A 26,074-nucleotide genomic window follows, 5' to 3' on the forward strand; every position below is an offset into this window, starting at 1 on the left:
AGGTCGCGTTTCCGGAATTTCAAAAGAAGTTATTTTGAATGTTGATTACTAAATTATTAAAGAATAGACTAAAATTTAGACTACCTTATCGTAAATTTGCACTTTATTACAAAAACAACTCTTTTTCACATTAAACATAACGGTTAAAGTAATGTTAAATCTCGTCTTGTTTGGACCTCCTGGTGCGGGTAAAGGTACACAATCAGCAAAACTAATTGAAAAGTACAATCTTGTTCATATATCCACTGGTGATTTGTTCCGGATGCACATTAAAGAGGATACTGAACTTGGCAAGCGGGTGAAGCAGATTCTGGCTGACGGCCTTCTTGTTCCGGACTCGGTAACAATTGATATGCTGGAAGAAGAAGTGAAAAAGAATCCTCAGGCAAATGGCTTTATTTTTGACGGATTTCCACGTACCGTAGCGCAGGCGGAAGCACTTGATGTTTTTCTAACCAAAAATGGTGAAAAAATTAACGGTGTTGTACAATTGGATGTTACGGAGGAAGAAATTAAAAATCGTATTGCAGAACGTAAAAAAATAAGCGGTCGTGCAGATGATGATGAAGATAAACTTTTGAAAAGAATCGACGAGTATTTCTCTAAAACCATTCACGTATTACCATACTACGAAAAGCAGGGTAAAGTAGCTTCTGTAAATGGAATCGGAGAAATTGATAACATATTTAATGGCATTTGTGCTGCTATTGATGCGGTAAAATAGTTTTTTATCGGCGTAATGTTCTTACAGGGGTTTTGTTAATTTTACATAACGGCTCTTTTGTAACATTACGCCTGAATTTTGAATTTAACAGAATTATGACTTCCAATTTCATTGACTACGTAAAGATTAACGTCCGTTCAGGGCATGGTGGTAGTGGCTCCTCTCACTTTCGCAGAGAAAAGCACGTACCCAAAGGTGGACCTGACGGCGGTGATGGTGGTCGCGGAGGTCATATTATACTCAAAGGAGATTCTCAGCAATGGACACTTTTACACCTCAAATACCAGAAGCATATTTTTGCGGAAAATGGTAAAGGAGGAGAAGGTGGAAGACGTTCCGGTGCGCAAGGGCCTGATATCTACGTAAATGTGCCTTTAGGAACGATTGCAAAAGATCCGGAAACAGGCATGATTCTTGCTGAAATTACGGAGGAAGGCCAGGAAATCATTTTACTGAACGGAGGAAGAGGCGGCCTTGGAAATACAAATTTCAAGACACCGACCAACCAGACGCCAAGACATGCTCAGCCTGGTGAACCCGGACAGGACTTATGGGTTGTGCTTGAATTGAAAGTTTTGGCTGATGTAGGTTTAGTAGGATTCCCGAATGCAGGAAAATCAACATTGCTTTCTGTAATCTCAGCGGCAAAACCTGAAATTGCTGATTATGCTTTTACTACTTTAGTACCAAATCTTGGGGTAGTGGCCTACAGAGACTTTAAGTCTTTTGTAATGGCTGATATTCCGGGAATTATTGAAGGCGCTTCCCAGGGGAAAGGCCTTGGTCTCAGATTTTTGAGACATATTGAAAGAAATTCGATTTTATTATTCTTAATACCCGCCTCCGCTGAAAATATTGCAGATGAATATGCTATTCTTCTCAATGAATTAAAGCTTTACAATCCGTCCCTGTTAGATAAGGAACGCATTCTGGCTATTTCTAAAACCGATTTACTTTCGGAAGAGGATCGCCCTAAACTGGAAGCCAGTCTTCCTGAGGGTTTGCCTTATGTGTTTATCTCTTCTGTTTTGCAGCAAGGACTTGTTGAGCTGAAAGATTTGATCTGGAAGACCCTTCATTCGTCTCAACCAGAGCTTCCTACCCCCGCTAATTAGGAAACTTTTATCCGAAAAGTTATTGGTTTTACCATTTGATAAATTTGATTGAAGTCTTTTGACTTTAATGTCTGTTGCTTTGGGGTGTTTCCGTTATTTTTGAAATCCCGGATTAATAATCCAGTTATATCAGACACAGCGGGGAGAATTTCTTTATAAAATCCAAAAACTCTTGTAATATGAAATCCGGTTTTTATTATGAAAAGCGGAGTGATCTGCCGTGCATTTAATTGCAGTCAGACTCATCTGAGAAAAGTATTTTCATGTGGATGATTCTGGCTGAATTTTTGATCCGACTACTAATAAATCTATGATACATTTTTAATTGAAATTATGAAAAAGTTCTTTTTGCAACGTGTAGTCAGGAACAGTACATTGGTGCTGCTTTTATTGCTGGCTCAGGTTGCTTCTGCACAAATTCGAATTATTGCACCATCTGACAGAGTGGTATTTCAAAGAAACAATGGTAACCAGACTTCCATAAATGTTACCGGGAATGTCAATCAGCTGGTAGATGTTGTTCAGGCACGTTTCGAACCTGTTCAGGGAGGTTCTGATACGGGTTGGCAGACTATTGCCAATAATCCTCAGGGGGGAGTTTTTTCAGGCTCGGTAACGGTAAGCGGAGGATGGTACAGACTTTCAGTTCGTGGTGTTTATAACGGAAATGTAATAGGTACCTCACAGGTTGATAAAGTCGGGGTCGGGGAGGTGTTTTTAATTGCAGGGCAGTCGAATGCAGGAAGCGGGAGTGATCCCAATCAATTAAAACAGGTAGGACAGGTTGGTGCTTCAGATGACCGTGTAAACTGCATTAATTTTTCAAATTTCGGAAACAGCGGGCAGGATATGAATTATCCTTCTCCAAATTATACTCATTTAGATGCCTTTTCAGATATTGCCCCCAGAGGAACAGGCTCATGGTGTTGGGGAAGGTTGGGGGATTTATTGTCAAACCGCCTGAATGTTCCGATCATGTTTATTAATGTCGCCTGGTCAGGAACGTCCATTCGTAACTGGCAGGAAAGTATTAACGGCGGAACTACAGCAAGTGATTTTGCTCCCGTTAATTATGCCCCCGGGACGCCTTATGGAAATTTACGACAATCTTTACGATACTATTGTTCTTATCTGGGCTTACGGTCTGTGTTATGGATGCAGGGAGAAGCGGATACCAATCCGGGAAGAATAAACCCCGGAGCACCGGAAGGGTCGATGGATAAAGATACCTACCGTAACAGATTACAGGCTGTAATTAATCAAAGTCGTTCGGATTTCGGGAAAAACATAACCTGGGCTGTTGCCAGGGTATCCAGAACCCGTGTCGGAGGTTGTTCAGGCTATGAAATTGTTTCCCCTGCAGTAATTGCGGGGCAAAATGAAACGATTAATATCGGGAATCAGATTTTTGCAGGGCCTGAAACTGATGGTATTCAGGTGCCAAGGGCCGATGCAGAGTGTATTCACCTTTCAGGACAGGGTTTGATAGATTTGGCCAATGCCTGGAATAACTCGCTTGATAATTCTTTCTTCAGTAGCTCCCAGCCTCAGACAGGGTCCTCATTATCTCTTTCTTCTTTTGCGGATTGCGGTGCAAATCGTGTTACACTCAGCGCCTCAGTGGCAGGTGGTTCTTATTCATGGAGTAATGGCTCAGGAGGAGCCAGCATCAATGTTGGAGGAGGTTATTATTCTGTCAGAGCCGTAGATGGCAGTGGAAATATCTATGAATTAAATAATATCGAGGTTCCGGGCAACCTGAGTGCCGCCGGAGGGCTTTCTATCAGCTCCAATGTAGGGGATATAGTTTGCGGAGGAGCAAGTGCTGTTTTAACTGCTTCTGATGCTCCTAATTATCGCTGGAGATTAAATGGTCAGGATATCGGACAAAGTAATAATTTTATTTCTGCAAATGTTTCCGGACGTTATACCGTAATAACCCAAAGTGCTTTTGGTTGCGTAAATGAATCTCCGGGATTCAACCTTACCGCAATAGGTACTCCTGCCCCTTCCAAACCATTAATCAGCGCAAATGGTGTTACCGCATATTGCGAAGGGGGGAGCATTAGTTTATCTTCTTCATATAATGGTGGTACTAATCTCTGGAATTATGAGGGTGGCCAGCCGATTGCAAACAGCATAAATACGCCGGCAAGCCCTGGAATTTACAATTTTCAGGTAAGAGCCAGGGATAACAACGGATGTATTTCTGAAATGTCAAATACCCTCACGATTACAGTTTTTAAAAATCCTGACAGACCCAATATTTTAGCCCAGCCCGTTGTAAATCTTTGTGAAGGACAGAGTACCACTTTGAGTTCAAATTACGGAGGAAACGGGAATTTGTGGAATACAGGAAGCAGAGATCAGAATATTTTCGTCAATTCCCCGGGAGAGTATAGTGTGAAATTCACAGATGGGAATAATTGTTCTTCTGAATTTTCGAATATTGTCAGGGTAAATATCAATCCTTTACCCCCTAAACCCAGTATTACCCCTTTGGGAGCTACTGAATTTTGCCGCGGAGGGAATGTCGGACTGCAATCTACCAATTCAAGTAATTATGAGTGGAGCAACGGACAATCAGGAAGGGAGATATATGTTGATAATTCAGGCAGTTTTTCGGTAAAAGTGATAGATGGAAACGGATGTAAATCAGCTCAGGCTTCAGACCCTGTTCAGGTGACTGTAAATGAACTGCCTGCTACCCCGACTATCACTGCTGAAGGAGCAACTACTTTTTGTCCCGATAAAAATGTTAAACTGATTTCTACCAACGCTCCTGTCGGGTATATCTGGATCAGAGAGGCTTCTTTAGCTACAACTGATATTCCGGCAAATCAAAGTGTTTTTGTTAATAAAGCTGGGATTTATTCAGTGAAGGTAACAGATAATAAAAACTGTGCGTCTCTGGCTTCCAATAAGATTCAGGTTATCGTTTTACCGGCTCCTGACCAGCCTCAGGTATTGGCAGATGGCCCGGTTAATTTTTGTGATGGCAATAAGGTAACACTGAAGTCTGTCACTTCTGCTGCCGTTACGCAATATGTGTGGAGAGAAGAAACCAGTCAGACAGAAATTTCTGATTTACCAAGTATTCCTGTAACGAAATCAGGGATTTTTAGTGTGAAAGTAATTGACGGCAGAGGATGTTTTTCTGAATATTCTGCCGGAATGAATGTGAAAGTATACCCGCTTCCTCAGAAACCTGTAATTACGAATCTGAGACCCACTATATTTTGTCAGGAAGACAGCACCATGCTGATGGCAAGTTTACCTAATACTACGCCAAACGAAGCAACTAATTCTTACCGCTGGTTTCGTGACAGGGATGTATTATCCAGCTCAGCCAGAACAATTATCCTGAAAGGCGGAGGAACATACTCTGTTCAGACGGTTGATGCTTTTAACTGTTCTTCCGATAAAGTAGCAGATAGTGTAAAAATCACAGTTAATCCTTTACCTGAAATACCCACAATTACACTCAGAGGACCTAATCCTTTTTGTGCAGACAAATATGTGGTACTGACATCAAGCCCTGAAGCAGGATATAAATGGAGTAACAATGCTACAAGTGCAAGTATTACTATCAGTACAGCAACCTCTGTTTTTGTAAGAACTGTTAACAAATTCAACTGTATTTCACATGCTTCAGAAGCAGTGGTAACCAGGGTAAATCCATTGCCGCCTGCTTCGTCCATCACAGCTGCTGATTTTACAACTTTTTGTGACGGAGACAGTGTAAAACTGACTTCATCGAGTAAACTGATTTCGGATTGGTGGGGACCATTGGTCAAAAATGGACAAACAGATTCGCTTAATGTGCAGAACTATAATTTTTATGCCAAAAAATCCGGGAAATACTATGTCAAAGTTACAGACTCAAATGGCTGTCGCTCACTGTTTTCTCAGCCGATAGATATATCAGTAAAAGACCTTCCTTTTGTGCCGGTTATTCGTCAGATAGGTTCTTATACACTGGATGCGGAGCAATCCCCATCAGCAAATGATTATGAATGGAAATATCAGGGACAACTACTTCCGTTTACAACCCAGAATATTAAGTCGAACAAGGATGGTACGTATGAAGTAAGAGCAAGAATTGCTTATACCAATGTACCACAGCCTAATAACCAGCTGTCATGTTATTCTAAGTTTTCGGAGAAAAAAATATTCAAGGCAGACCCGGAATTAGATGGACTCAGTGTATATCCGAATCCGAGTACCAATGGCTTTATTACGATTGAAACCAGTAAGGACCTGCTTGATTCAGACGTAATAATTTACAACATGAGAGGTCAGATTGTAAATCAGTACAAAGTGGATAATTTTAATGAAAGGAAGATTATAGATTTGAGATATGAAGGTTTGTCTGAGTTTATTCTGAAAGTCAGAAACGGAGCTTTCGAAAAAACAAAAAGAGTTTTATTACTCAGATAAAAGTAAAAAGGAGCATTTTAAGTGCTCCTTTTTATTTGATTTTATTGTCCTGAGACCTGTTTGGCAACAATAGCTATTCCTTCTTCAAAACTTACAGGGTCATATCCTAACACTTCACGTGCTTTGTCGAGAATAAACCCGGTTCTCGGAGGTCTTTTTGCAGGCTGACTGAAAGTACTTGAATCTGCCCGGGTAATCAGCGATTTATCCAGTTTAAAGAAATCAGCAGTCATTATTGCCATTTCATAAGGCGTAAGAAAATCTTTTCCTGAAATATTATAGATACCTTCTGCTTCTTTGTCAGCAATTAGCCAGCAGCCCATCGCCAGATCCTCTGCTAAAGTGGGCGTTCTGAACTGATCGGTTACTACTTTGATATTTTTTCCATCTTCCAGTGATTTTTTAACCCAGAGGATGATGTTGGTTCTGCTCATATCTGATACAATTCCGTAAACCAGAACTGTTCTGGCAATAGCCCAGCGGATAGATGATTTCAAAAGTATTTCTTCTGCTGCTAATTTACTGTCTCCATAATAAGAAAGTGGTTTTGCTTCAGCTGTTTCATCATACGGGCCATTTTCGCCATCAAAAATGAAGTCTGTTGAAACATGACATAGAAAAATGTTATGTTTTTCTGCAGCTTTTGCCAGATATTCCACCGCACTGACATTCATTGCCCAACATAACTCTTTTTCGGATTCGCATTGATCCACATTAGTCATTGCAGCGGTATGTATAATAACATGAGGGACAATTTCATCAATCACAGAAGCAACTTGTTCCGCATTGGTGATGTCCATTTCACGGTACAAATAACCTTCCTGAAAAGGCAGACGATTGGCTCCCCTGGCTGTGGCTATTAATTCAATATCAGTTTTGGAAGATAATAAATCAACCAGTTTCTGACCTAATAATCCATTTGAACCGGTAATGAGAATTCGTTTTTTCATTTTTGTGCTCTCCTGTAAACGAATGGAGTGTTAATTTAGAGTATGTTATGAAATGATACTAATCAAACTGATACCCGTAAAGCCGGGTTATTTTTTTCTTCTTTACTTTTTTACATGAAATTTTCATCGCAATGTCTTCAAGAGGACGGTTGTTAAGGTCTCTCTTTTGTCTGGCAACCGAATCAACAACCCAAAGGTTATCAATTACCTGTCCGAAAACCGTATAATTACCATCCAAATGTGGGGAACCTCCCAAAGTCTTATAAGTCTGAATCTGGGAGTCGCTGAACTTTCTGAGCGGTGTTCTCGCCATCTGTTCTGCCAGAGTCTTATCATCCCATACAGTTCCCTGGACGATATAAAAATGATATCCGGACGATTCTTTTTCAGGATTTTGCTCTCTTGCTGCTGCGATAACACCTCTTTTATGAAAGAGTGTCTGATTTATTTCTGCCGGAATTCTGTAATCTGCATCACCATTTCCTAAAAACTCCCCTTTTTTGGCATATTTCGAAGCAGGGTCTCCTGCCTGAATCATAAAACCTTCGATAATTCTATGGAAAAGTAATCCATTATAGAATTTATCTTCAACCAGTTTAATGAAATTAGCTTTGTGTTTTGGCGTTAAATCACTCAAAACAGAATGCATTTCTCCAAATCTGGTTTTTATGGTCAGCAGATAATCCTTCTTTCCGGATTGTGCATCCAGCGTGTTTATGCAGAAAAAAATGATCAGTAAGGTGAAAAATCTCCGCATTTAATTCAATTTAAGAATGAAAATAAGGAAACAACATTATATACAGAAATCCACAACAGAGGTAGATCTCAAATTTTTAATTGTTGTGTTTTTCGTTAATTATTTAACTGAGATTTTATCTCTGCCAGAATTTTATCTCCGCCAAGACTTAAAATTTTTCCGGCAAGTTCAAGTCCCAATGCTTCCGGATTTTCTCCTGTAAGCGTTTCTTTCAGAATTTTACTGCCATCCAGACTGACAATACCACCAGTGATTGATAATTGATTATTTTCCTGTACAGCCAATCCGAATACCGGAATACTGCATCCTCCCTGAAGTTTACGCAGGTATGCTCTTTCTGTTAATAATTGTTGCTCTGTTTCCTGATGGTTACAAAGTTCACGTATTCTGGCCTTTTTAACCGGATCCAGAGAAGCAGCACATTCTATGGCAACCGAACCTTGTCCAACTGCCGGAATAAACTTCTGAGTAGTAATCAGTTCAGTAACATGTTCCAGGTATCCCATTCTGTGTACACCTGCATATGCTAGTAAAAGGGCATCGCATACGCCTTCCTCAAGTTTGCGCATACGGGTCTGGAGGTTTCCACGCATATCTACGGTTTGAATATGCGGATAGAAATGTTTTAACATCGCAATTCTTCTGGTAGAAGAAGTTCCTACTACAAAAGGCTGACCACTTTCGAGAGACAGGCTTTTATCCAGACTTACCAGAACATCATTTACTTTTTCTCTTTCTGTAAAGGCAATAAGCTCCAGATCATCAGCCAGGTCTGATTGTAAATCCTTGGCAGAGTGCTGCGCAATATCAATTTCACCTGAACGAAGCTTTTCCTCCAGCTCTTCAGTAAATACGCCCTTGGAGCCGATTTTCGAAAGGGAGCGGTCAAGAATCAGATCTCCTTTTGTTTCAATAATAACAATTTCAACAGATAAACCGCCTTTTTCAAGGGTATCTTTAATATAGTATGCTTGCCAAAGGGCTAATTTTGACCCGCGGGTTCCTAATTTGATAGTATTCATCTAATTAATATATCAGGCTTAAAATACCTGAATCTCTTACAAAATATATGGTTCAGATAAAATTATCTGTTATTTCTTAAATAATCGGGCAATGGTAAGGGATAAATCAAGGTGCAATATTTTAGCCCGGGCATTACGTTCCAAATGATAATGAGCATCATTTAATTCCTGTACAACCGCTTCAATCGCTTCCTGTTTTACCGCTTTGGAAAAATTCTGAACAAAGGTGAGTTCATCTCCTTCCAGTCTGACAAGGCTGTTTGCTCCATTTTGCCATAAAAGTAAATCTCTGAAAACACTCAGACTGTATTCAATTAATCCTTTTTGCTGTTCTTTCGGAAAAGTGTCAAAAGTATCTGCCAGTTTTACCAGAGAACTGATATCCGGTTTATAGGCCATTCTCATCCAATTGGCAAACCAGCTATGCTGATCATTTTCCTGAGCCGTTGAAAGCTCTACGGCTTTGGAAAGGTTACCTTCCGAAAGGTACGCAATTTGTTTGGCTCTTCTGTCGTCCACCGCCAGTTTAGCGACCAGATATTGTACGATATCATCGTCAGAAAACGAAGGAATAGCAATTCGCTGAGTTCTCGACAAAATGGTGGCAAGAAGCTTATTCGCATTATTACATACGAGTAAAAACAATGTTTTGGATGGTGGCTCTTCCAGTATTTTCAGTAAAGCATTGGCCGAACTCTGATTTAATTGTTCCGGTTGCCAGATAATCAGGATTTTGTATTCAGCTTCATAAGCCATTAGTGAAACTTTCTGAATCACTTTCCGGGCTTCTTCCGCAGAAATATTTCCCTGTTTGTTACCTTCAACACCAATAAACTCCAGCCAGTCAGCTAAGGTTTTATAAGGACTTTGTTTCAGAAAATCACGCCACAAAGGCATATAAGACTCAGAATCAGCTTCTTTAACTTTTTTGGTAGTGGCTGTCGGAAAGATATGATGAAAATCCGGATGAATCAGTTTGCCCATTTTCGAACAGGAGGCACATTTTCCACATGAATCATTCTCCTGTTTATCTTCACAATTGATATATGTGGCGTAGGCCCATGCCAAAGCCAGGTTAGCACTGCCCACATTCCCATGAAATAACTGCGCATGGGCAACATGGTTGTTCTTAACGGATTGGATGAGTGTATTTTTGATGGAATCAAGTCCCTGTATATCTTTGAAAAGCATTCCTGATTCGGATTTTTTGGTAAAATTAAACAAAAATCCACGCAGGCTTGCGTGGATTTAATGGGAATACCTTAAAAAGCTGGTTTTTTGTCTGAAATTATAATTTAAATGCACTTAGCTGCTTTGCATTATGAGTTTTTAGGCTGTGCCATTTCAAAAATTTTCAGTAAAATTGCCTCTTCGACAGCATCGAAAACCTGACCTCTTCGTTCGAATACAGCCCTTGCTACCTGAAAAGCTTTTCTTGGATGATATGACCTGAATTCCTCCGGTCCACCCCAGGAGAAAGAAGGAATATGTTTCGGCTGAAATCCGGCTCCGATGATATTACAATTTACTCCGACGATTGTTCCTGTATTAAACATGGTATTAATGCCGCATTTTGAATGATCTCCCATGATAAGTCCGGTAAATTGTAATTCAGTCTTTTCGTAGCGGTTGGTAGCATAATTCCAAAGTTCAACTTTAGAATAATCATTCTTAAGATTTGAATTGTTTGTGTCCGCTCCCCAATTACACCATTCTCCAATGACACTGTTTCCCATAAACCCCTCATGGCCCTTGTTCGAATTTCCGAAAATGACCGAATTACTGACTTCTCCGCCAACTTTACAGAAAGGCCCGATGGTTGTGTTAGGTCTCATTTTGCCACCAAGATTTACTACTGAATTTTCGCAAATAGCAAATGGTCCCTGTATTTTAGCCCCTTCCATGATTTTGGCTCCTTTCCCGATATAAATTGGCCCGTTTTCAGCATTGAGGGAAGCATTTTTTATATCAGCACCCTCTTCAACGAAAATTTGAGGTTCATTGTAAAAAGCAGTAAAACGATCTGTAATAGGCTGAGATGTACGATTAGCAGTAATTCTTGCAAAATCTTCCTTGATCTGCGAACCATTGTGCAGAAAAATGTCAGTTACTTCTTTTACAAGGAATGGGACATCATCGAACTGAATGACTGTTTCAAAATCAGCTTCCGGTGTATAGGCAGCAGCCCGGAAAGCCAAAAGATCATTCTGATAATAAAGAGAACTGCCGGGAGGGAGGTTGATAATCTCCTTTACTAAATTCAGGGTCGGGCAGATAGCACCATTGATAAAAATATTATCTGTTGAAAGAGTTATAGGATATTTCTGTTGTAGATAGTCTTCTGTAGCGAAAGAGATTTTTGTCTGTAGAAAATCCTCCCATTTTTCTGTAATAGTCTGAATGCCAATACGTATTTCGCTTACAGGACGTGTAAAGGTCAGGGGCAAAAGAGCGATTCTGGCTTGCGGTTCGTCAAAGAGTATATAGTTATTCAATGTGATATTCTTTTAGTAAGATTTAGTTCTGAGAAATTCCGGAGTATATCCGCAGGTAAAATATTACCGTAAAAATACAACAAAAAAGCCTTTCGGTTAACTCCGAAAGGCTTTTAGGAAGAAATTTTTCAAATTCTTTACAAAACGGTTTTGTAAGTTTTCCAGGGATTAACTCAAAACTGGCCGGTATCGGAACATTGTTAAAACCTGACTGACAAAAGTGTTCAGAAAATTATTTCTTTGCACCGAAACGTTTGTAGAATTTATCAACACGTCCTGCAGTATCAAGTAATACGTTTTTACCTGTATAGAAAGGGTGTGACTGAGATGAAACCTCGATTTTGAAGACAGGATAAGTTGCTCCTTCAAATTCAGTAGTTTCAGTTGTTTTTACGCAAGAACGCGTTAAGAATTTGTAATCTGCTGACAAATCGTGGAAAACCACATCTTTGTACTCTGGATGAATGTCTTTTTTCATTACAATATTTTCTGAATGAGACGATTCCCCGCCGTCTCGAGTTAAAAAAAACAATGTGTTCGTTATTTGGGAGGAGAACGCAAACCTCTGAAAAACTGTGAATAGCGTTTAACGGCACATTTCCCTGAAAGGGATTGCAAAATTACAAATTTTATTGGCTCTTTCAAAAAAAACTTTAAGGCTTTTATTAAGAGGGATATGCCAATAATCTATGTTAAATCTCTGTAAATTTTTTTTAACTTTTTTAATTAGCATTATTCTAAGTGATATATGCTGTAGTTGCTTGATTTTATGAATGTTATGTTGTGTATTTCAAATGTAGGGTGAATTTTTCCAGATTTTCCTGAAACTTTTTCGCTTGCATCAAGGTTCAAAAAACAGTAACTTTATCAGGCAATTCAGTAAATAACAAAGTAAAATTTTTTCCAGAATTTACTTGTTTATTTGAAAAATTTGAGGTGTAAAAGAAAGCCTTCTTTATTTATTGAGATATGGTAAAAAAGCATTCTTTACATGTCAAAAGTGTCTGACAATTATCTATATTGCGCATTCAGTTTTTAATTTAATTTGTATTAACCACAACGTTAATTTCAATCTGAAATTTTTGAATAAAACAGTGTGTATTGTTGAAACTTTGATGCCTTAAAACCAGCAAATTTTCAGCAGTCTAAATTTTTATGTATAAACCAAAAGGATTCGGAATTAACACTCACGAATAAATTTATGAAAAAACCACGTATTTTTTCTTAACCTTCAAACCCCAACTTCTCATATGTACGTTATTAAAAGAGACGGAAGGCGTGAGTCTGTAAAGTTCGACAAGATTACTGCCAGAATCGAAAAACTCTCTTACAGTCTTGACCCATTTTTTGTGCAGCCATTAGAAGTGGCTAAAAAGGTTATTACAGGATTGTATGATGGTGTTAAAACTACCGAGCTCGACAATTTAGCTGCAGAAACTGCTGCTTCAATGACCACCAAGCATCCTGACTACGCTATACTGGCGGCCAGAATTGCTATTTCCAATCTACATAAGAATACTTTAAAGTCTTTCTCTGCAACAATGAAGAGACTGTTCAACTATGTAGATCCTAAAACAAACGAAAATGCTGCATTATTGTCTAAAGAAGTTTATGACATAATCAAGAAGCATGCAGCAGAACTTGATGCCGCAATCATTTATGATCGTGATTTCGGTTATGATTATTTCGGGTTTAAAACCCTTGAAAAATCTTATCTTTTAAAATTAGACGGTAAGATCGCTGAACGCCCTCAGCACATGCTGATGCGCGTAGCTGTAGGTATTCATGGCAATGACATTGAGTCGGCTATTGAAACTTACAATCTTCTTTCAGAGCGTTGGTTTACTCATGCTACACCAACCTTATTTAACGCAGGAACTCCGAAACCTCAGATGTCATCTTGCTTCCTGTTAACAATGCAGGATGATTCAATTGAAGGTATTTACGATACACTGAAACAAACTGCCAAAATATCACAGTCAGCGGGAGGAATAGGTTTGAGTATTCATAATGTCCGTGCAACAGGTTCTTATATCAAGGGTACAAATGGTACTTCCAACGGTATTGTTCCGATGCTGCGGGTATTCAATGATACGGCACGTTATGTGGATCAGGGTGGAGGAAAGCGTAAAGGTTCTTTCGCAATCTATCTTGAACCATGGCATGCTGATATTTTTGACTTCCTTCAGTTAAGAAAAAATCATGGCAAGGAAGAAATGCGTGCCCGTGATTTATTCTATGCCCTTTGGGTGTCGGATTTGTTTATGAAACGTGTAGAAGCCAATGACACCTGGTCATTGTTCTGCCCTCACGAATGCCCTGGTCTGGCAGATGCTTACGGAGATGATTTTGAGAAGTTGTATGAAAGTTACGAACTGGCAGGAAAAGCACGTAAGACAATCAAAGCTCAGGATTTGTGGTTTGAAATTTTAGAATCACAGACAGAGACAGGTACACCTTACATGTTGTTCAAAGACCATGCAAACCGTAAATCCAATCAGAAAAACTTAGGTACGATCAAATCTTCGAACCTTTGTACTGAAATTATGGAATATACCTCTAAAGATGAGGTAGCTGTTTGTAACCTTGCTTCATTGGCTTTACCAAAATATATCAGGACCAATGAGCGTGGATATCTTGAATTCGATCATGCTAAATTGTATGAAGTAACAAAGGTTGCCACCAAAAACCTTAACAAGATTATAGATGTTAACTATTATCCTGTTGAAGAAGCAAGAAATTCAAATATGCGCCACCGTCCTATTGGTTTAGGGGTACAGGGTCTGGCGGATGTGTTTATTTTGTTGAGAATGCCTTTCGAGTCAGCAGAAGCTCAACAATTGAACAAGGAAATTTTTGAGACTATTTACTATGCTTCTATGGAAGCTTCTATGGAATTAGCAATAGTACAGGGTCCGTATCAAACCTGGAAAGGTTCACCGATTTCAGAAGGTATCTTCCAGTTTGATATGTGGGGTGTTAAGCCGGATTCAAATCGCTGGAACTGGGAAGCACTTCGCAGTAAAGTAATGGAGCATGGTGTAAGAAACTCATTGCTTGTTGCGCCAATGCCTACTGCATCTACTTCACAGATTTTAGGGAATAACGAGTGTTTTGAACCATATACTTCAAACATTTACGCTCGCCGCGTATTGTCCGGAGAATTTGCAGTGGTAAATAAACATCTTCTTCGTGATCTTGTTAAATTGAACTTATGGAATGAATCAACTAAAAATAAGCTGATTGCTGCCAATGGTTCGGTACAGGATATTCCTGAAATCCCACAGAATCTGAAGGAATTGTACAAGACTGTTTGGGAAATCAAACAAAAGACTATCATTGATATGGCTGCTGACCGCGGTGCTTATATTTGTCAGTCTCAGTCATTAAACATCCACCTTCAGGATCCAAACTTTGGTAAGTTAACCTCAATGCACTTCCATGCATGGAAACGTGGCTTGAAAACAGGTATGTATTATTTGCGTACGAAAGCTGCCGCAGATGCGATCAAGTTTACTGTTGAAAAACAAGCTGAAGTAGCAATTGAGCAAACCAATGTGGTGAAAGAACATGAAATGAACTACAGTGTTGCTGCAAATAATATGCAGCAGGCTGCTGCAAGTTTTGCTAATTCTAATGTTGTGGAGCAAAATTGGTCAGATATGAGCTGTTCATTAGATGATCCGGAAGGATGCGAAGCCTGCGGATCTTAAGTAACAGAACGATAATTTTATAAACAGAAAAGCCTTCTCTTTCGGGAAGGCTTTTCTGTTTCAGAACAATTTGTTCCAGGCAAACCGGATTACTAATAAAAGAATGACAAAACCGATTGCAATAAAATGGAAAGGAACATAAGTGATGGCATAAATATGAAGACGATCTACAAACCATAGAATTCCCATAATGGCAGTAATAAGTGTCATAAAACCGGAAATCTTACCAAATCCGGGAATGAATTCAAACGGCATTTGCCTTTTTATATACATCAGGGTTAAAACCATTGTAAGGATTGGTAAAAACTGAATAATCAGATTCAGTTCCCAGATACTTTGTCTTTCAAAAAGGAAAAGATATAAGTTCAGCATGAAGGCAAAGATTCCCGGAATACAGACTAAATAAACAATAACCGCATAAAAATACCGGGAAGAAGATTGCTGTGGAGGAACAGTTTTGTCCTGCCAGATGCTTACCAGAAAACACAATAACGGAACAGATATTAAAAACCATAGTGCATAGGCAGGACTGACGGTAATTGTATGAAATAAATCTCTTAAGGTCATTTGAGGATTAATGGTAAAAGATGAATGCTGAATCGGTTTAACTTCCTGACGGCAGAATTTCCAAACTACATTAATGCAAAGGTAATTTCTTAATCATTCCACCTTTAACATCGTTGATACTTTGTTGGATAATAAAGGCAGAACTATCAATGATTTCCACTTCGTCTGTCAGTTTTTGAAGTTCGAGCCGCGTAACAACTGTATAAATGATATCAAGATGATCGTCGTGAATATCATTTTTTCTCAAACCTCTTTTTCCATTAAAGATGGTTACACCACGGCCGAGTTTTTCAATAATCATTTTCCGGATATCCTCACTTTTTTCTGAAATAATGGTAACGCCTGTAAATTCCTCGAGACCGTGAATAATGAAATCAATGGTTTTGGACGCTCCCAGGTATGTTAACATAGCATAAAGCGCGGTTTCGACATTGATAAAAACCGCCGCTGCCATAAAAATGATAATATTGATCAGAATGATCACATCACCTACAGTGAGAACTGTTTTACGGCTGATAAACAATGCCAGAACCTCCGTGCCATCAAGCACGCAGCCTCCCCTGATGGATAATCCAATGCCTGCACCCAGAAAAAAGCCACCAAATACTGCAATTAACAGCTTGTCGGAAGTGACAATAGGAAAATGAACGAATGTCAGACAGATCGCAAGCATTCCAATGGCCAGCAGGGTTTTGAGGGCGAATGTTTTGGAAACCTGTGTAAATGCAAGCCAGATAAAAGGCAGGTTAACGATTACAATAAGAATAGGCAATTCTATTCCGGTAAGTAAACTGATTAAAAGTGAAATACCCGTTACGCCACCATCAAGGAAATCATTGGGTAAAAGGAAACCTTCTAATCCGAAACTGGCTGACAGAACACCGAGGGCTGTCAGGGCAAATTCTTTAATAATTTGAAAAAGCTTAGTTTTTTGACTGGTGGATGAGTTTAGCTTTTGTGGTATCATTATAGCAATGGATTGGGTTTTTACAGTTTCCTTTGTGTGTTAAATTCGCATATCCATGTGTGTTTTCTATTCTGAAGTACTCGCAGCCTTCTATCTGCACAATAGTATAATCAGGAGGAAGTTTACGTTTTTTATCGATAGCTTCATTGTTATTATGACTAAGCTGGTCACAACTTAAAATAAATGAAGAGATAAAAAGTAAAAAGATGGCAGATCTCATATCAGGTAAATGAACAGGGCTTGTTTGTTAATATTAGATTTTTTTTGACTGAAAAACAAGCTTTATCTTTAAAAGAGGAGAGAGAGTTGTGGTTAAAAATGAGGTATTTTACAGGAAAATCACCAAAAACAAAACGGCCGGATATCCGTTAAAGACATCCGGCCGGGGAATAAAATTTCGGATCTATTTTCGGGTCTGACTGATTCTGAAGCATTTCAGCAGTTTTTCAAAGATGGTATTATTTTCATAAAAACCTCTGAAAATATCAGCATTTGGCCCATAAGCAATTACCGGAACAGGAATGCCTGAATGGTCATTTGTACTGAAATTACCTTCAACTTTTCCGGTTTTAAAATCACCTTCCAGTAAAGATAAACCCCCTGTTTCATGGTCGGCAGTAACAATAACTGTGGTTTCGCCGTTTTTATCAGCAAATTCCAATGCTTTTCCAATAACTCTGTCAAAGTCCAGCATTTCATTTACTACATAATTAAGGTTATTGGCATGCCCGCCCCAATCGATTTTCGAACCTTCAAGCATCAGGAAAAAGCCGTTTGGAGATTTTCCGAGTTGATTTATGGCAGCATCGAAGGCATCTGAAAGATAAGAACCTCTGCCTTCATGTTTTGGTCTGACCTCTTCTTTGGGTACAAATACATAATTATTTGCCAGAGGATTGGCTTTTTTCAGTTCATCCAGACTGTTAAGAACGCTCCCTTTTTTAGCTAATTGGGCTAATGTTTCGGGTTTAAAAGCTTCTTTCCCTGCACCAATGGTAAGACTTACCGGGCTTTTAGGAAGATCATCTGCAATCAGCTGATACCAGTCTCTTTCGGGTTCATGAGCGTAAAAACAGGCAGGCGTTGCTCCTGTAATTTCTTCGGATACTACCAGTCCGGTTTTGATTTGCTTTTTGCCTAAAATCTCAGAAATATTCTCTATAGCTTCCTGTCTGGTATTCATACCGATATACCGGTTGTTGGTTTTCTCACCGGTAGAGAAGGCTGTAGCTCCGGCGGCAGAGTCTGTACAAAAGCTATCGGCTGAATTAGTTTTAGAAAAGCCTATATTTTTGAAGCTCGTCCAGTTGAGTTTTCCGCCATTTGCAGTAATACCACTGTAGATTTGCGCCAGTCCCATACCATCCCCAATCAGAAAAATGACATTTTTTGATTTCTTTGCAATGCCATCCGTGTGATAATCAGGAAGATATGGAATATGTTGCTGAATAGGTTTTCCGGTATAATTTTCCAGCGTTTTGAAAAGTGAAGCAAGGTCTGATAACTGATCAGTTCCTATATAATCAACGCCGAATTTAATCATTGCCATATAAGCAGTTCTTGAATTAGGGACACCCCAAAAGCGGATCTCTTTCCCGATTGTATGAACAGAGTCAACAAAAGCTTTGATTTTACTGTATTGAGGAGCTGTTATCAGACCTTTCCCATTCCATCTGGTAAAAGTTGAGATACTTGTACTGATTAATGCTACCCTCCTGAAACTCTCCGGAGAATAGTTTTGTCCCGGCCTTCCGTCAAAAAAGAATATGGAATCAAACTGGTTAAACTCGGAATATTTAGGCATGTCCCCGCTAATGATAATTTGTACGGCATCAGGGTTGTTTTGCAGGTCGAAATATTTCCGGTAAGGTTTCAGAATCTCTTCCAGTTTTTTTAAGGCATTCAGGCCATCTTCTTTAATATCTATCAGTAATTGTAAACGCTGCCCGTTTTTATAAGGCTTGCCTTCATTCAGGTTGATCTGATTAATGAGTGGTTCGATGTATAACCTTGAAAGAGTTCTTTCCGGTTTGATGGAATATTTTTCATGGGCTACCACTAAGTCGTTTCCCTGAAGGAAAACATCGGCTTCAATCATTCCGTAACCTAATGCATATGCCTCATAGAAGGGCAAAGCATGAAGGTAATCATTGTGCGCATGTGCATTTTTCATTGAGTAAGATGCGGGTTGCGCAAAGGCAATAAATCCTGAGCAGAGACAGGAGAGGAGGAAAAATAGTTTTTTCATAAAATTTTGCTGCAATCAGCCTAAACCGAAAAGGTTTTCCTTTCCGAAGGCTATTTTTAGATAAATTGGAATTTTTGTACTGTATTTATAACTATATTATTCTTAAAAATATCCGGATGTATTAAGTGCAGAGACATCTGGATTTTAGGTGTAAAGTTGTGCAAATATATCCGGTGATTTAATTAAAGTTGTCAGGTTTTGGTGCTTATATAAGATGATTCCGATATGAAAATGCTGCAATTATCTGAATAATATACCCTGATCGGGCATATTATGACCTAAATGAGTTAAAAATGAAGTCCTTTTCTGGCATGGAAATTCATTTTTTCTATTATTTTTATACGGAATTGAACAAGAGATGTCGCCAGAAGCAGGAAATATCTTAATATTTCACAAAGTCTGAATTCAAAATCAGGAAATAGGTTTTCGGAATTTCAAAGGTAATCAGGTAAATGTACCCCGATGTTAACGAAGGGTTAATTTTTAATAAAAGGGGGCAAGTAATTATTCACATCTTATGAAGCATATCATCCGAACACTAAGGCTGTTTCTAAGGAAACCGAGGTACTTTGTATACTTCAACTGGATTTTTGGTATTGCTGCGTTGCTGGAATTGCTTATTAATTTGTCTTCGGATTACTGGCAGACTTTCAGACTGGTTACCAAACCTTCAATACTTATTATTTTGTCGATTTATTTCTGGTATCAGACACCGGTTAAAACAACCCAGACCAGGCTTTTTCAGGCAGCGCTTTTTTTTGCCCTGGCCGGAGATTTTCTTTTATTATTTACCGAGACTAATTCTGTGTTTTTTCAAATGGGAATAGGTGCTTTTCTGGTTACACAGGTTTTGTATGCTGTTGTATTCAGTAAAGATCTTCCACCTAACAGAAGGACTTTCATCCGGAGGAATTTATGGATTACACTTATTTTCCTGGCATATCAGGTTGTGCTGATAGGACTTATTTTTGATCGTTTGGGGGAATTGTTTATTCCGGTTATTGTATATTCTTCAGCAATCCTGATTATGGTACTTTCAGCAATCAACAGATTTGGGCATGTATCATCTTCAAGTTTCAAATGGGTTGCTGCCGGAGCGATCCTTTTTATGATTTCTGATAGTCTGCTGGCAATACAGAAGTTTTATCAGGCCTTTCCTCTGGCAAGCTTTTGGGTAATGCTTACTTATATTTCAGCTCAATACCTGATTGTGATAGGGTGGCTAAAAAACAAAGAGACAGCCTTGTGAGCTGTCTCTTTGTTTTACAGAAAATATGTTATTATTCACCGATTTTGGCAATTTCCTTATCTAAAGTAAATTTACCAGCAGCAGATTCGTCAATCAATTCAAACAATTCCAGCGCACGGCGGGCGTTGCGTTCTTCTTCTCTCTGTTCTTTTACGAACCACATCATAAATTCTTCCGTTGCGTAATCATTAACTTCGCGGCATTTTGCTACGATTTTATTAATAGCATTTGTTACAGCGATTTCATTTTGAAGAGCCAGTTCGAAAACATTTTTAAAAGAAACAAAATCCTGCTGAACATCACCGATAGTAGGAGTGAGGGCTGTTCCGCCAACTTCAGTAATATATTTGAATATTTTCAAAAAATGTTCACGTTCTTCTTCAGCTTGTTTATACAGATATTCAGCCGTTTTTTCATAACCACTGCGATCTAACCAGGAAGCCATTGCCAGGTATTTTTGAGAGGCTTCCGCTTCCATTTTTGCCTGAGCATTTAAAACAATTTCAATCTCTTCTTTAAGAGATGTGCGGAGGCGTACTAAATCTTTCATATTGTGATAAAGTTTATGAGCAATTTCTTTTATGCAATACTACTACGAAAAAGTACAAATTGTTTCGGGTATTCCGAAAAAGTGAAGAAATTTGGAATTAGTCTAAAATCCGGGGAATAAAAAGCCTGTCAAAATCCGGATATTTTGACTGATTGTATATCCGGAGGGCCGGAAAATGGGAGGTGATTTAAATTAAGTAATTGATTTAGAGTGTAATATAAATAGAAAAAAGCTTATTGAATAACCAGTTCAACCTCACCGAGAACTTCATGTAACATAGAATTCATATCAATTGAAAACTTAGTTCCATCCAGTAAATCTCTGAGCTGCACAATTTCACAAAGGGTTAGTTTGTGAGAAAAATTATGACGCGGATCTTCAACCAACTCATAATCGTAATCATCCGAAAGATTAAAAATCATTTCATGGATATTGACCCGATTTACTTTTCTGCGAAAGGCAAAGAAATCCTGAACTTTAAATGCTGTTAATGTCTCTCCAAACTTAAGGAATATCCTGTGTGTTAAGTCACATTGCCAGGTAGTACCCTTTGAGTTTTGATAAAGTTCTGAAAGACTATTATGTAACATTGATTTAAATATTGTTAATAAGCTACTAAAGTTGACTTTTAATGATGGGGTAAAGTTATAGACAGAAAATGTTATTTCAAAGCTTTATTTGAAATAAGTCTAAATAAATGTTGTGTGTTATTTAGATTTAGTCTAATTTTGACCTGTACTTGTACTTCCGTAAACATTTACAGACTCTATCAGAAATGAAAAAAATACTATTCTCTGCGCTTGCCATTTGTGCTGCAATGACTGCTTGTGATAAAAAAGCAGATGAGCCAACTCCTATTACAGATTCAGCAGTAGTTCAGAATTATGCATTGATTGTAAGTGAATCATATCAGGACGCGATCAAAGGTGTAACTAATCTGAAGACTCAGATTGATGCCTTTGTGAAAAACCCCACTGCGGCCGGACTTGAAGCTTGTAAAAAAGCATGGATTGATTCAAGACCTGCTTATCTTCAGACAGAAGCTTACCGGTTTTATGGCGGACCAATTGACGATTCGAATGAATATGAAGGTTTGATTAATTCCTGGCCATTGGATGAAAGCACCATCGACTATGTTCAGGGAGATGCGAATGCAGGATTAATTAATGACCCGGTTCAATTTCCGACAATTTCCAAACAGGTACTGCAGGATGATAATGGAAAAGGCGGAGAAACAGATGTGAAAGTTGGATACCATGCGATAGAATTTTTATTATGGGGTCAGGATTTTTATGCTGACAGCCCTGGAAAACGCCCTTACACTGATTATGTAACAGGTACAGGCGGAACGGCAAAAAATCAGGCCAGAAGAGCTCAGTATTTACAGGTTGTAACTGATTTACTGATTGAAGATTTGACGGCTGTTGCTGTACAGTGGGTTCCCAATAAAGGTACTTACTGGACAGATTTTACTAAAAAAGGAAATGAGTCAAAAGCTATTCTGAATATGTTTACCGGAATGGGAAAACTCTCAAAAGGAGAACTTTCGGGAGAACGTATGGCTGTTGCTCTGGCTAGTCAGGATCAGGAAGATGAGCATTCCTGTTTTTCAGATAATACAACCAATGATATAATTTATGATGATCTGGGTGTGTATAATGTATATATAGGCAGGTATGTAAAATCTGACGGAACCGTAATTGATGGTCCGGGTTTGGATGATCTGGTAAAAGCAAAAGATGTGAAAGCGAATTCGGATCAGATTGCCTTATTTGAAGCTTCAATTCTGGCTTCCAAAGCAATCCCTGCTCCGTTTGACCAGGCTATTATTAAATCTAAGGATAAAGTGCAGGCTGCTATTAAGGCCATTCGTGCACAGGCAGATCAGTTGCCGGTTGTTGCAAAAGCCATTGGAATTAGCCTGGTTGTTCCTGAAACCAACAAATAATAGTCTTTTGATTTATTAAGATATAAATAGCGTGACCCTCTCCGGTTACGCTATTTTAAGGTTTATTTTAATTATTTAGTCTAAACAAGTGCCTAACATTAAACAGGGTATTTGATCTTTATGAAAAAAAAGAGTCTTCTTTTAATATTATTGACATTAGTGATGGTAGAAGTACTATCCTGTAAAAATAATGCTGATCCTGTAAATCCCGTTGTTGAACCTGTCGCAGAAACCGACGAAGAGTTTTCCGGAGGAAAAGAGGGGACTATTTTTGATGATACATTTAATGCTTTCGGAAACTCATTGCCCAGCCTCACATCTGATGAGATTGACAGATTTGTTATAGGTAATTCTTTTAACAGAAATGCCTGGGTTGCAGCACCTTCTTCCACGACAGCGAGAGACGGCTTAGGCCCGTTGTTCAATGCTACCGCTTGTGCAAATTGTCATTCACTGGATGGGAAAAGTAACCCCTTTGATACAGAGACCAAGCCCTCAAGTGCTCTTTTATTCCGTTTGTCTGTTCCGGGGCAGGGTGCTCACGGAGAGCCTGCAGATGATCCGAATTACGGAGGACAATTTAACCAAAGGGCCATAAATCAGGCTGAATTTGAAGGAGAAGTTGAAGTAAGTTTTTCAGAAATAAAAGGAACTTACCCGGATGGAACAGCCTATAGCTTGAGAAAACCTGTTTATTCCTTCAAAAATCTTAATTACGGAGCAATGAATGGCACACTCATTTCTCCGAGAACAGCTCCGCCGATGATCGGCATGGGACTTTTTGATGCAGTAACAGAGCAGACAATACTTGCCCATGCGGATCCTGATGATGCCAATAATGACGGAATTTCAGGAAAACCGAATTATGTCTGGGATGTAAAAAATCAGAAAAAAGTAATCGGGAAATTAGGTTGGAAAGCAAATCAACCGGGTTCTGAACAGCAAACCGCCGCTGCATTTAACGGCGATCTGGGCATAACGTCAAACCTATTTCCTAAAGAAAATCTTACAGAAGAACAATTCAGAAGATATGGAAGTCTTCCGAATGGCGGAAATCCGGAAGTAGAAGAGACAATCCTTCAGAATGTCGTTTTTTATATCAGAAGTCTGGCAGTGCCTGCCCGCAGAAACTGGAAAGACAAAGAAATACTTGCGGGAAAACAGTTATTTGAAAAGGCTAATTGTTCCGGATGCCATTTACCTAAAATGGAGACAGGAAATTATGATTCCCCAAAGTATGTATCAAAGCAGGTAATTCGCCCTTATACCGATTTACTTCTGCATGATATGGGAGATGGTTTAGCTGATAACCGTCCTGATTTTGATGCCAATGGTAAAGAGTGGAGAACTTCACCTTTATGGGGGCTGGGCCTTCAGGTGATTGTTAGTAAACATACATTTATGCTGCATGACGGAAGAGCCAGAAATGTGGAGGAGGCCATTCTATGGCATGGGGGAGAAGCCGAACAATCAAAGCAGGCCTTTATGAAATACACCAAAGATGAGAGAGCCGGGCTCCTTAAATTTATAGACTCTTTATAAAATTATGACTCCTAATACTTTTGCTTTAATCAAAGCAACGCTAAATGAATACCTGGCAAAAAAAGGCTTGCGCAGGACAGAAGAGCGTTATGCTATCTTAAAAGAAATTTACTCAAGAGAAGATCATTTTGAGGCAGAAGAGCTATATCTGGCCATGAAGGTCAAAAATTTTATAGTAAGCAGAGCCACCGTTTATAATACACTTGACCTGCTGGTAGATTGTGATCTCGTGATTAAACATCAGTTTGGGAATAAAATTTCATCAAGATATGAAAAGGCATTCGAAAGGAGACAGCACGATCACCTCGTTTGTACGGATTGTCAGAGGGTTTCAGAGTTTTGTGATCCCAGATTAATGAATATTCAGAAAATGGTCGGAGAATTGATGGAAGCAGATATACACCACCATTCGCTGACATTTTATGCATCATGCCTTAAAAAAAATTGTGAGCACCGGAAAAATGCCCCGGAAACATCCTCAGAAAGCAATCGCAAATCTAATTAAGAATCAAATATTTAGACTAATTATAAATAATTTCAAAATTGTTTGGATTTGGTCTAAATAGAAGATTACTTTGCATCATCAAAATCTGAGCAGATTTAGATAAGTCAAATTTCAAGAATTCCTTCAATAAGCATTTTATTATAACAAAGAATGAAAAAGAATTTACTAGCCCTTGGGGTTGCTTTCCTTGCCTTGTCGTCATGTTCTAAAAATGATGAACCTGTAGCTCCCTTAGTGATACCTACTACTTATGATGCTACTACTTATGTAGCTAATACCACCAGCGAAAAAGTAATCAGAACAAACTTTAATGCTGTAATTACTTATCTTGCAGCAGGTAGAAATGTTGGAAACAAGCAAAGTGCTGCTGATTTGAAAACTTTGTTCGAAAAAGACTCCCCGAGCCTTGCAAGTATCACTAATGCTACGTTCAAAGCTCAGATATACACTGCTTTCGATAAAAATGAAAAAGCGAGTTTAGATGCAAAAACACCAAACCCTAACAATACACCTGCACAAAATGGAAATGGCGGTATTTACGGAGGTCGTTTATTTGATGAAAATGGTGTTGAATTCAAAGAATCTGTTGAAAAGTTATTGTTCTCATGGGCTTTGTTTGACAGAAGTATAACCTTGATAAAATCTACTCCAACTCAGGCAAGTCTTGATAAAGCAATTTGTCTTTGGGGTGCTGATGCTTCTTTCCCGAATACCTCTACTGCTTCAAAAACAACTACTCCTGATGATTTTTCTGCAAAATATACCGCAGCACGTACTAAAGGAACAGGTGGTTTATATACAGATATGCAGAAAGCATTTATCAAAGCTCAGGCAGCCATCAAAGCCGGAGACAAATACAATAGCGACAGAGATGCAGCGATTAAAAGTATCACACTTACCTGGGAAAAAGGAAATATCGCAACTGCTATTTTCTATCTGAACAGTGTTTATACTTCTCTGTCTGCCGCTACATTAGATGACAATGCAAGAGGTGGTGCTTTGCACAGCTTCAATGAGGCTACCGGTTTCTTCAGAGGATTGAGAGGCATTTCTAATAAAACAATTACTGATGCTCAGATTGATAAAATCTTAGATATTCTTTATGTCCCTGCCGGAGGAACTCCTCAGCTTTTCAAACTTATCAGTACAAGCGGAGATAAGGAGCGCTTAAAACAGGCACTTACTGAAATCAAGGCTGTTTATGGATTTACTGATCAGGAAATGCTTGATTTCCAAAAGAACTGGGTAAGTACTGAAGGACGTTAATCTTAGTATTTTCCGA

The 26,074-nt window shown here is 38.9% G+C and carries 21 protein-coding genes; 9 read left to right on the forward strand and 12 right to left on the reverse strand.

Translation table 11 applies throughout. The features are described from left to right. The first annotated feature begins 151 nt into the window (after positions 1-151). From BM179_RS19265 to BM179_RS19275, 3 genes are all read left to right on the forward strand, one after another. Positions 152-724: an adenylate kinase gene (locus BM179_RS19265; RefSeq protein ID WP_092018799.1), complete on the forward strand. Its 573-nt coding sequence runs from the start codon at positions 152-154 to the stop codon at positions 722-724. Between the two features lie 92 nt (positions 725-816). Next, positions 817-1,839: a GTPase ObgE gene (obgE, locus tag BM179_RS19270; protein ID WP_092018871.1), complete on the forward strand. Its 1,023-nt coding sequence runs from the start codon at positions 817-819 to the stop codon at positions 1,837-1,839. A 333-nt stretch (positions 1,840-2,172) separates the two neighbouring features. After that, positions 2,173-6,279: a sialate O-acetylesterase gene (locus tag BM179_RS19275; RefSeq protein WP_092018800.1), complete on the forward strand. Its 4,107-nt coding sequence runs from the start codon at positions 2,173-2,175 to the stop codon at positions 6,277-6,279. 41 nt (positions 6,280-6,320) lie between these two features. Here BM179_RS19275 and BM179_RS19280 read toward each other — a convergent pair whose 3' ends face one another. The 6 genes from BM179_RS19280 to BM179_RS19305 form a co-directional block, all read right to left on the reverse strand. Beyond that, the gene (locus BM179_RS19280; protein ID WP_092018801.1) at positions 6,321-7,229 is read right to left on the reverse strand and encodes an SDR family oxidoreductase; all 909 of its coding nucleotides are present in this window, start codon (positions 7,227-7,229) and stop codon (positions 6,321-6,323) included. 58 nt (positions 7,230-7,287) lie between these two features. Beyond that, positions 7,288-7,986: a peptidylprolyl isomerase gene (locus BM179_RS19285; protein ID WP_092018802.1), complete on the reverse strand. Its 699-nt coding sequence runs from the start codon at positions 7,984-7,986 to the stop codon at positions 7,288-7,290. Positions 7,987-8,081: 95 nt separating this feature from the next. Continuing rightward, positions 8,082-9,008 carry a hydroxymethylbilane synthase gene (hemC, locus tag BM179_RS19290; protein ID WP_092018803.1) on the reverse strand — a complete coding sequence of 309 codons (927 nt, stop codon included), beginning with the start codon at positions 9,006-9,008 and terminating at the stop codon, positions 8,082-8,084. A 69-nt stretch (positions 9,009-9,077) separates the two neighbouring features. Next, the gene (locus tag BM179_RS19295) at positions 9,078-10,199 is read right to left on the reverse strand and encodes a DNA polymerase III subunit (protein WP_092018804.1); all 1,122 of its coding nucleotides are present in this window, start codon (positions 10,197-10,199) and stop codon (positions 9,078-9,080) included. 128 nt (positions 10,200-10,327) lie between these two features. After that, positions 10,328-11,503 (reverse strand): GlmU family protein, encoded by a 1,176-nt coding sequence (locus BM179_RS19300; protein ID WP_092018805.1) that lies wholly within the window; start codon positions 11,501-11,503, stop codon positions 10,328-10,330. Between the two features lie 232 nt (positions 11,504-11,735). Next, positions 11,736-11,981: a type B 50S ribosomal protein L31 gene (locus BM179_RS19305; protein WP_092018872.1), complete on the reverse strand. Its 246-nt coding sequence runs from the start codon at positions 11,979-11,981 to the stop codon at positions 11,736-11,738. A 772-nt stretch (positions 11,982-12,753) separates the two neighbouring features. Here BM179_RS19305 and BM179_RS19310 point away from each other — a divergent pair. Beyond that, positions 12,754-15,216, forward strand: a complete 2,463-nt coding sequence (locus tag BM179_RS19310) for a ribonucleoside-diphosphate reductase subunit alpha (protein ID WP_092018806.1) — start codon at positions 12,754-12,756, stop codon at positions 15,214-15,216. A gap of 60 nt (positions 15,217-15,276) precedes the next feature. On the opposite strand, the gene BM179_RS19315 is transcribed toward BM179_RS19310, so the two are convergent. The 4 genes from BM179_RS19315 to BM179_RS19325 form a co-directional block, all read right to left on the reverse strand. Then, positions 15,277-15,783: a hypothetical protein gene (locus BM179_RS19315; protein ID WP_092018807.1), complete on the reverse strand. Its 507-nt coding sequence runs from the start codon at positions 15,781-15,783 to the stop codon at positions 15,277-15,279. A 70-nt stretch (positions 15,784-15,853) separates the two neighbouring features. Then, a complete protein-coding gene (locus BM179_RS19320) occupies positions 15,854-16,750 on the reverse strand; it encodes a YitT family protein (RefSeq protein ID WP_092018808.1) in 897 nt (298 codons plus the stop codon). Next, a complete protein-coding gene (locus BM179_RS25095; protein WP_143095271.1) occupies positions 16,707-16,970 on the reverse strand; it encodes a hypothetical protein in 264 nt (87 codons plus the stop codon). The genes BM179_RS19320 and BM179_RS25095 overlap by 44 nt, the downstream gene beginning before the upstream one ends. 183 nt (positions 16,971-17,153) lie before the next feature. Next, positions 17,154-18,998 carry an alkaline phosphatase gene (locus tag BM179_RS19325; RefSeq protein WP_092018809.1) on the reverse strand — a complete coding sequence of 615 codons (1,845 nt, stop codon included), beginning with the start codon at positions 18,996-18,998 and terminating at the stop codon, positions 17,154-17,156. Positions 18,999-19,515: 517 nt separating this feature from the next. Here BM179_RS19325 and BM179_RS19330 point away from each other — a divergent pair. Beyond that, entirely contained in the window at positions 19,516-20,247 is a 732-nt protein-coding gene (locus tag BM179_RS19330) for a lysoplasmalogenase (RefSeq protein WP_092018810.1), read from the forward strand. Between the two features lie 31 nt (positions 20,248-20,278). On the opposite strand, the gene BM179_RS19335 is transcribed toward BM179_RS19330, so the two are convergent. Together BM179_RS19335 and BM179_RS19340 are read right to left on the reverse strand one after the other, a co-directional pair. Further along, positions 20,279-20,797 (reverse strand): ferritin, encoded by a 519-nt coding sequence (locus tag BM179_RS19335; protein WP_092018811.1) that lies wholly within the window; start codon positions 20,795-20,797, stop codon positions 20,279-20,281. Positions 20,798-21,030: 233 nt separating this feature from the next. Continuing rightward, a complete protein-coding gene (locus BM179_RS19340; RefSeq protein WP_092018812.1) occupies positions 21,031-21,387 on the reverse strand; it encodes a hypothetical protein in 357 nt (118 codons plus the stop codon). Between the two features lie 185 nt (positions 21,388-21,572). On the opposite strand from BM179_RS19340, the gene BM179_RS19345 reads away from it, so the two are divergent. From BM179_RS19345 to BM179_RS19360, 4 genes are all read left to right on the forward strand, one after another. Continuing rightward, a complete protein-coding gene (locus tag BM179_RS19345; protein WP_218159255.1) occupies positions 21,573-22,745 on the forward strand; it encodes an imelysin family protein in 1,173 nt (390 codons plus the stop codon). A gap of 120 nt (positions 22,746-22,865) precedes the next feature. Continuing rightward, positions 22,866-24,287, forward strand: a complete 1,422-nt coding sequence (locus BM179_RS19350) for a di-heme oxidoreductase family protein (RefSeq protein ID WP_092018813.1) — start codon at positions 22,866-22,868, stop codon at positions 24,285-24,287. A 4-nt stretch (positions 24,288-24,291) separates the two neighbouring features. Next, entirely contained in the window at positions 24,292-24,792 is a 501-nt protein-coding gene (locus tag BM179_RS19355) for a Fur family transcriptional regulator (protein WP_092018814.1), read from the forward strand. Positions 24,793-24,942: 150 nt separating this feature from the next. Beyond that, positions 24,943-26,058: a hypothetical protein gene (locus tag BM179_RS19360; protein WP_092018815.1), complete on the forward strand. Its 1,116-nt coding sequence runs from the start codon at positions 24,943-24,945 to the stop codon at positions 26,056-26,058. Positions 26,059-26,074: the final 16 nt, after the last annotated feature.

The sequence above is a fragment of the Pseudarcicella hirudinis genome (genome assembly GCF_900115665.1).
GTDB classification, from domain to species: Bacteria; Bacteroidota; Bacteroidia; order Cytophagales; family Spirosomataceae; genus Pseudarcicella; species Pseudarcicella hirudinis.

Excerpts from the sequence above, each read along its gene's own strand:
- BM179_RS19265 (WP_092018799.1), top strand. The coding sequence starts at position 152 with ATGTTAAATCTCGTCTTGTTTGGACCTCCTGGTGCGGGTAAAGGTACA.
- BM179_RS19275 (WP_092018800.1), top strand. The coding sequence starts at position 2,173 with ATGAAAAAGTTCTTTTTGCAACGTGTAGTCAGGAACAGTACATTGGTG.
- BM179_RS19280 (WP_092018801.1), bottom strand. The coding sequence starts at position 7,229 with ATGAAAAAACGAATTCTCATTACCGGTTCAAATGGATTATTAGGTCAG.
- BM179_RS19285 (WP_092018802.1), bottom strand. The coding sequence starts at position 7,986 with ATGCGGAGATTTTTCACCTTACTGATCATTTTTTTCTGCATAAACACG.
- hemC (WP_092018803.1), bottom strand. The coding sequence starts at position 9,008 with ATGAATACTATCAAATTAGGAACCCGCGGGTCAAAATTAGCCCTTTGG.
- BM179_RS19295 (WP_092018804.1), bottom strand. The coding sequence starts at position 10,199 with ATGCTTTTCAAAGATATACAGGGACTTGATTCCATCAAAAATACACTC.
- BM179_RS19305 (WP_092018872.1), bottom strand. The coding sequence starts at position 11,981 with ATGAAAAAAGACATTCATCCAGAGTACAAAGATGTGGTTTTCCACGAT.
- BM179_RS19310 (WP_092018806.1), top strand. The coding sequence starts at position 12,754 with ATGTACGTTATTAAAAGAGACGGAAGGCGTGAGTCTGTAAAGTTCGAC.
- BM179_RS19315 (WP_092018807.1), bottom strand. The coding sequence starts at position 15,783 with ATGACCTTAAGAGATTTATTTCATACAATTACCGTCAGTCCTGCCTAT.
- BM179_RS19320 (WP_092018808.1), bottom strand. The coding sequence starts at position 16,750 with ATGATACCACAAAAGCTAAACTCATCCACCAGTCAAAAAACTAAGCTT.
- BM179_RS25095 (WP_143095271.1), bottom strand. The coding sequence starts at position 16,970 with ATGAGATCTGCCATCTTTTTACTTTTTATCTCTTCATTTATTTTAAGT.
- BM179_RS19325 (WP_092018809.1), bottom strand. The coding sequence starts at position 18,998 with ATGAAAAAACTATTTTTCCTCCTCTCCTGTCTCTGCTCAGGATTTATT.
- BM179_RS19330 (WP_092018810.1), top strand. The coding sequence starts at position 19,516 with ATGAAGCATATCATCCGAACACTAAGGCTGTTTCTAAGGAAACCGAGG.
- BM179_RS19335 (WP_092018811.1), bottom strand. The coding sequence starts at position 20,797 with ATGAAAGATTTAGTACGCCTCCGCACATCTCTTAAAGAAGAGATTGAA.
- BM179_RS19340 (WP_092018812.1), bottom strand. The coding sequence starts at position 21,387 with ATGTTACATAATAGTCTTTCAGAACTTTATCAAAACTCAAAGGGTACT.
- BM179_RS19345 (WP_218159255.1), top strand. The coding sequence starts at position 21,573 with ATGAAAAAAATACTATTCTCTGCGCTTGCCATTTGTGCTGCAATGACT.
- BM179_RS19350 (WP_092018813.1), top strand. The coding sequence starts at position 22,866 with ATGAAAAAAAAGAGTCTTCTTTTAATATTATTGACATTAGTGATGGTA.
- BM179_RS19355 (WP_092018814.1), top strand. The coding sequence starts at position 24,292 with ATGACTCCTAATACTTTTGCTTTAATCAAAGCAACGCTAAATGAATAC.
- BM179_RS19360 (WP_092018815.1), top strand. The coding sequence starts at position 24,943 with ATGAAAAAGAATTTACTAGCCCTTGGGGTTGCTTTCCTTGCCTTGTCG.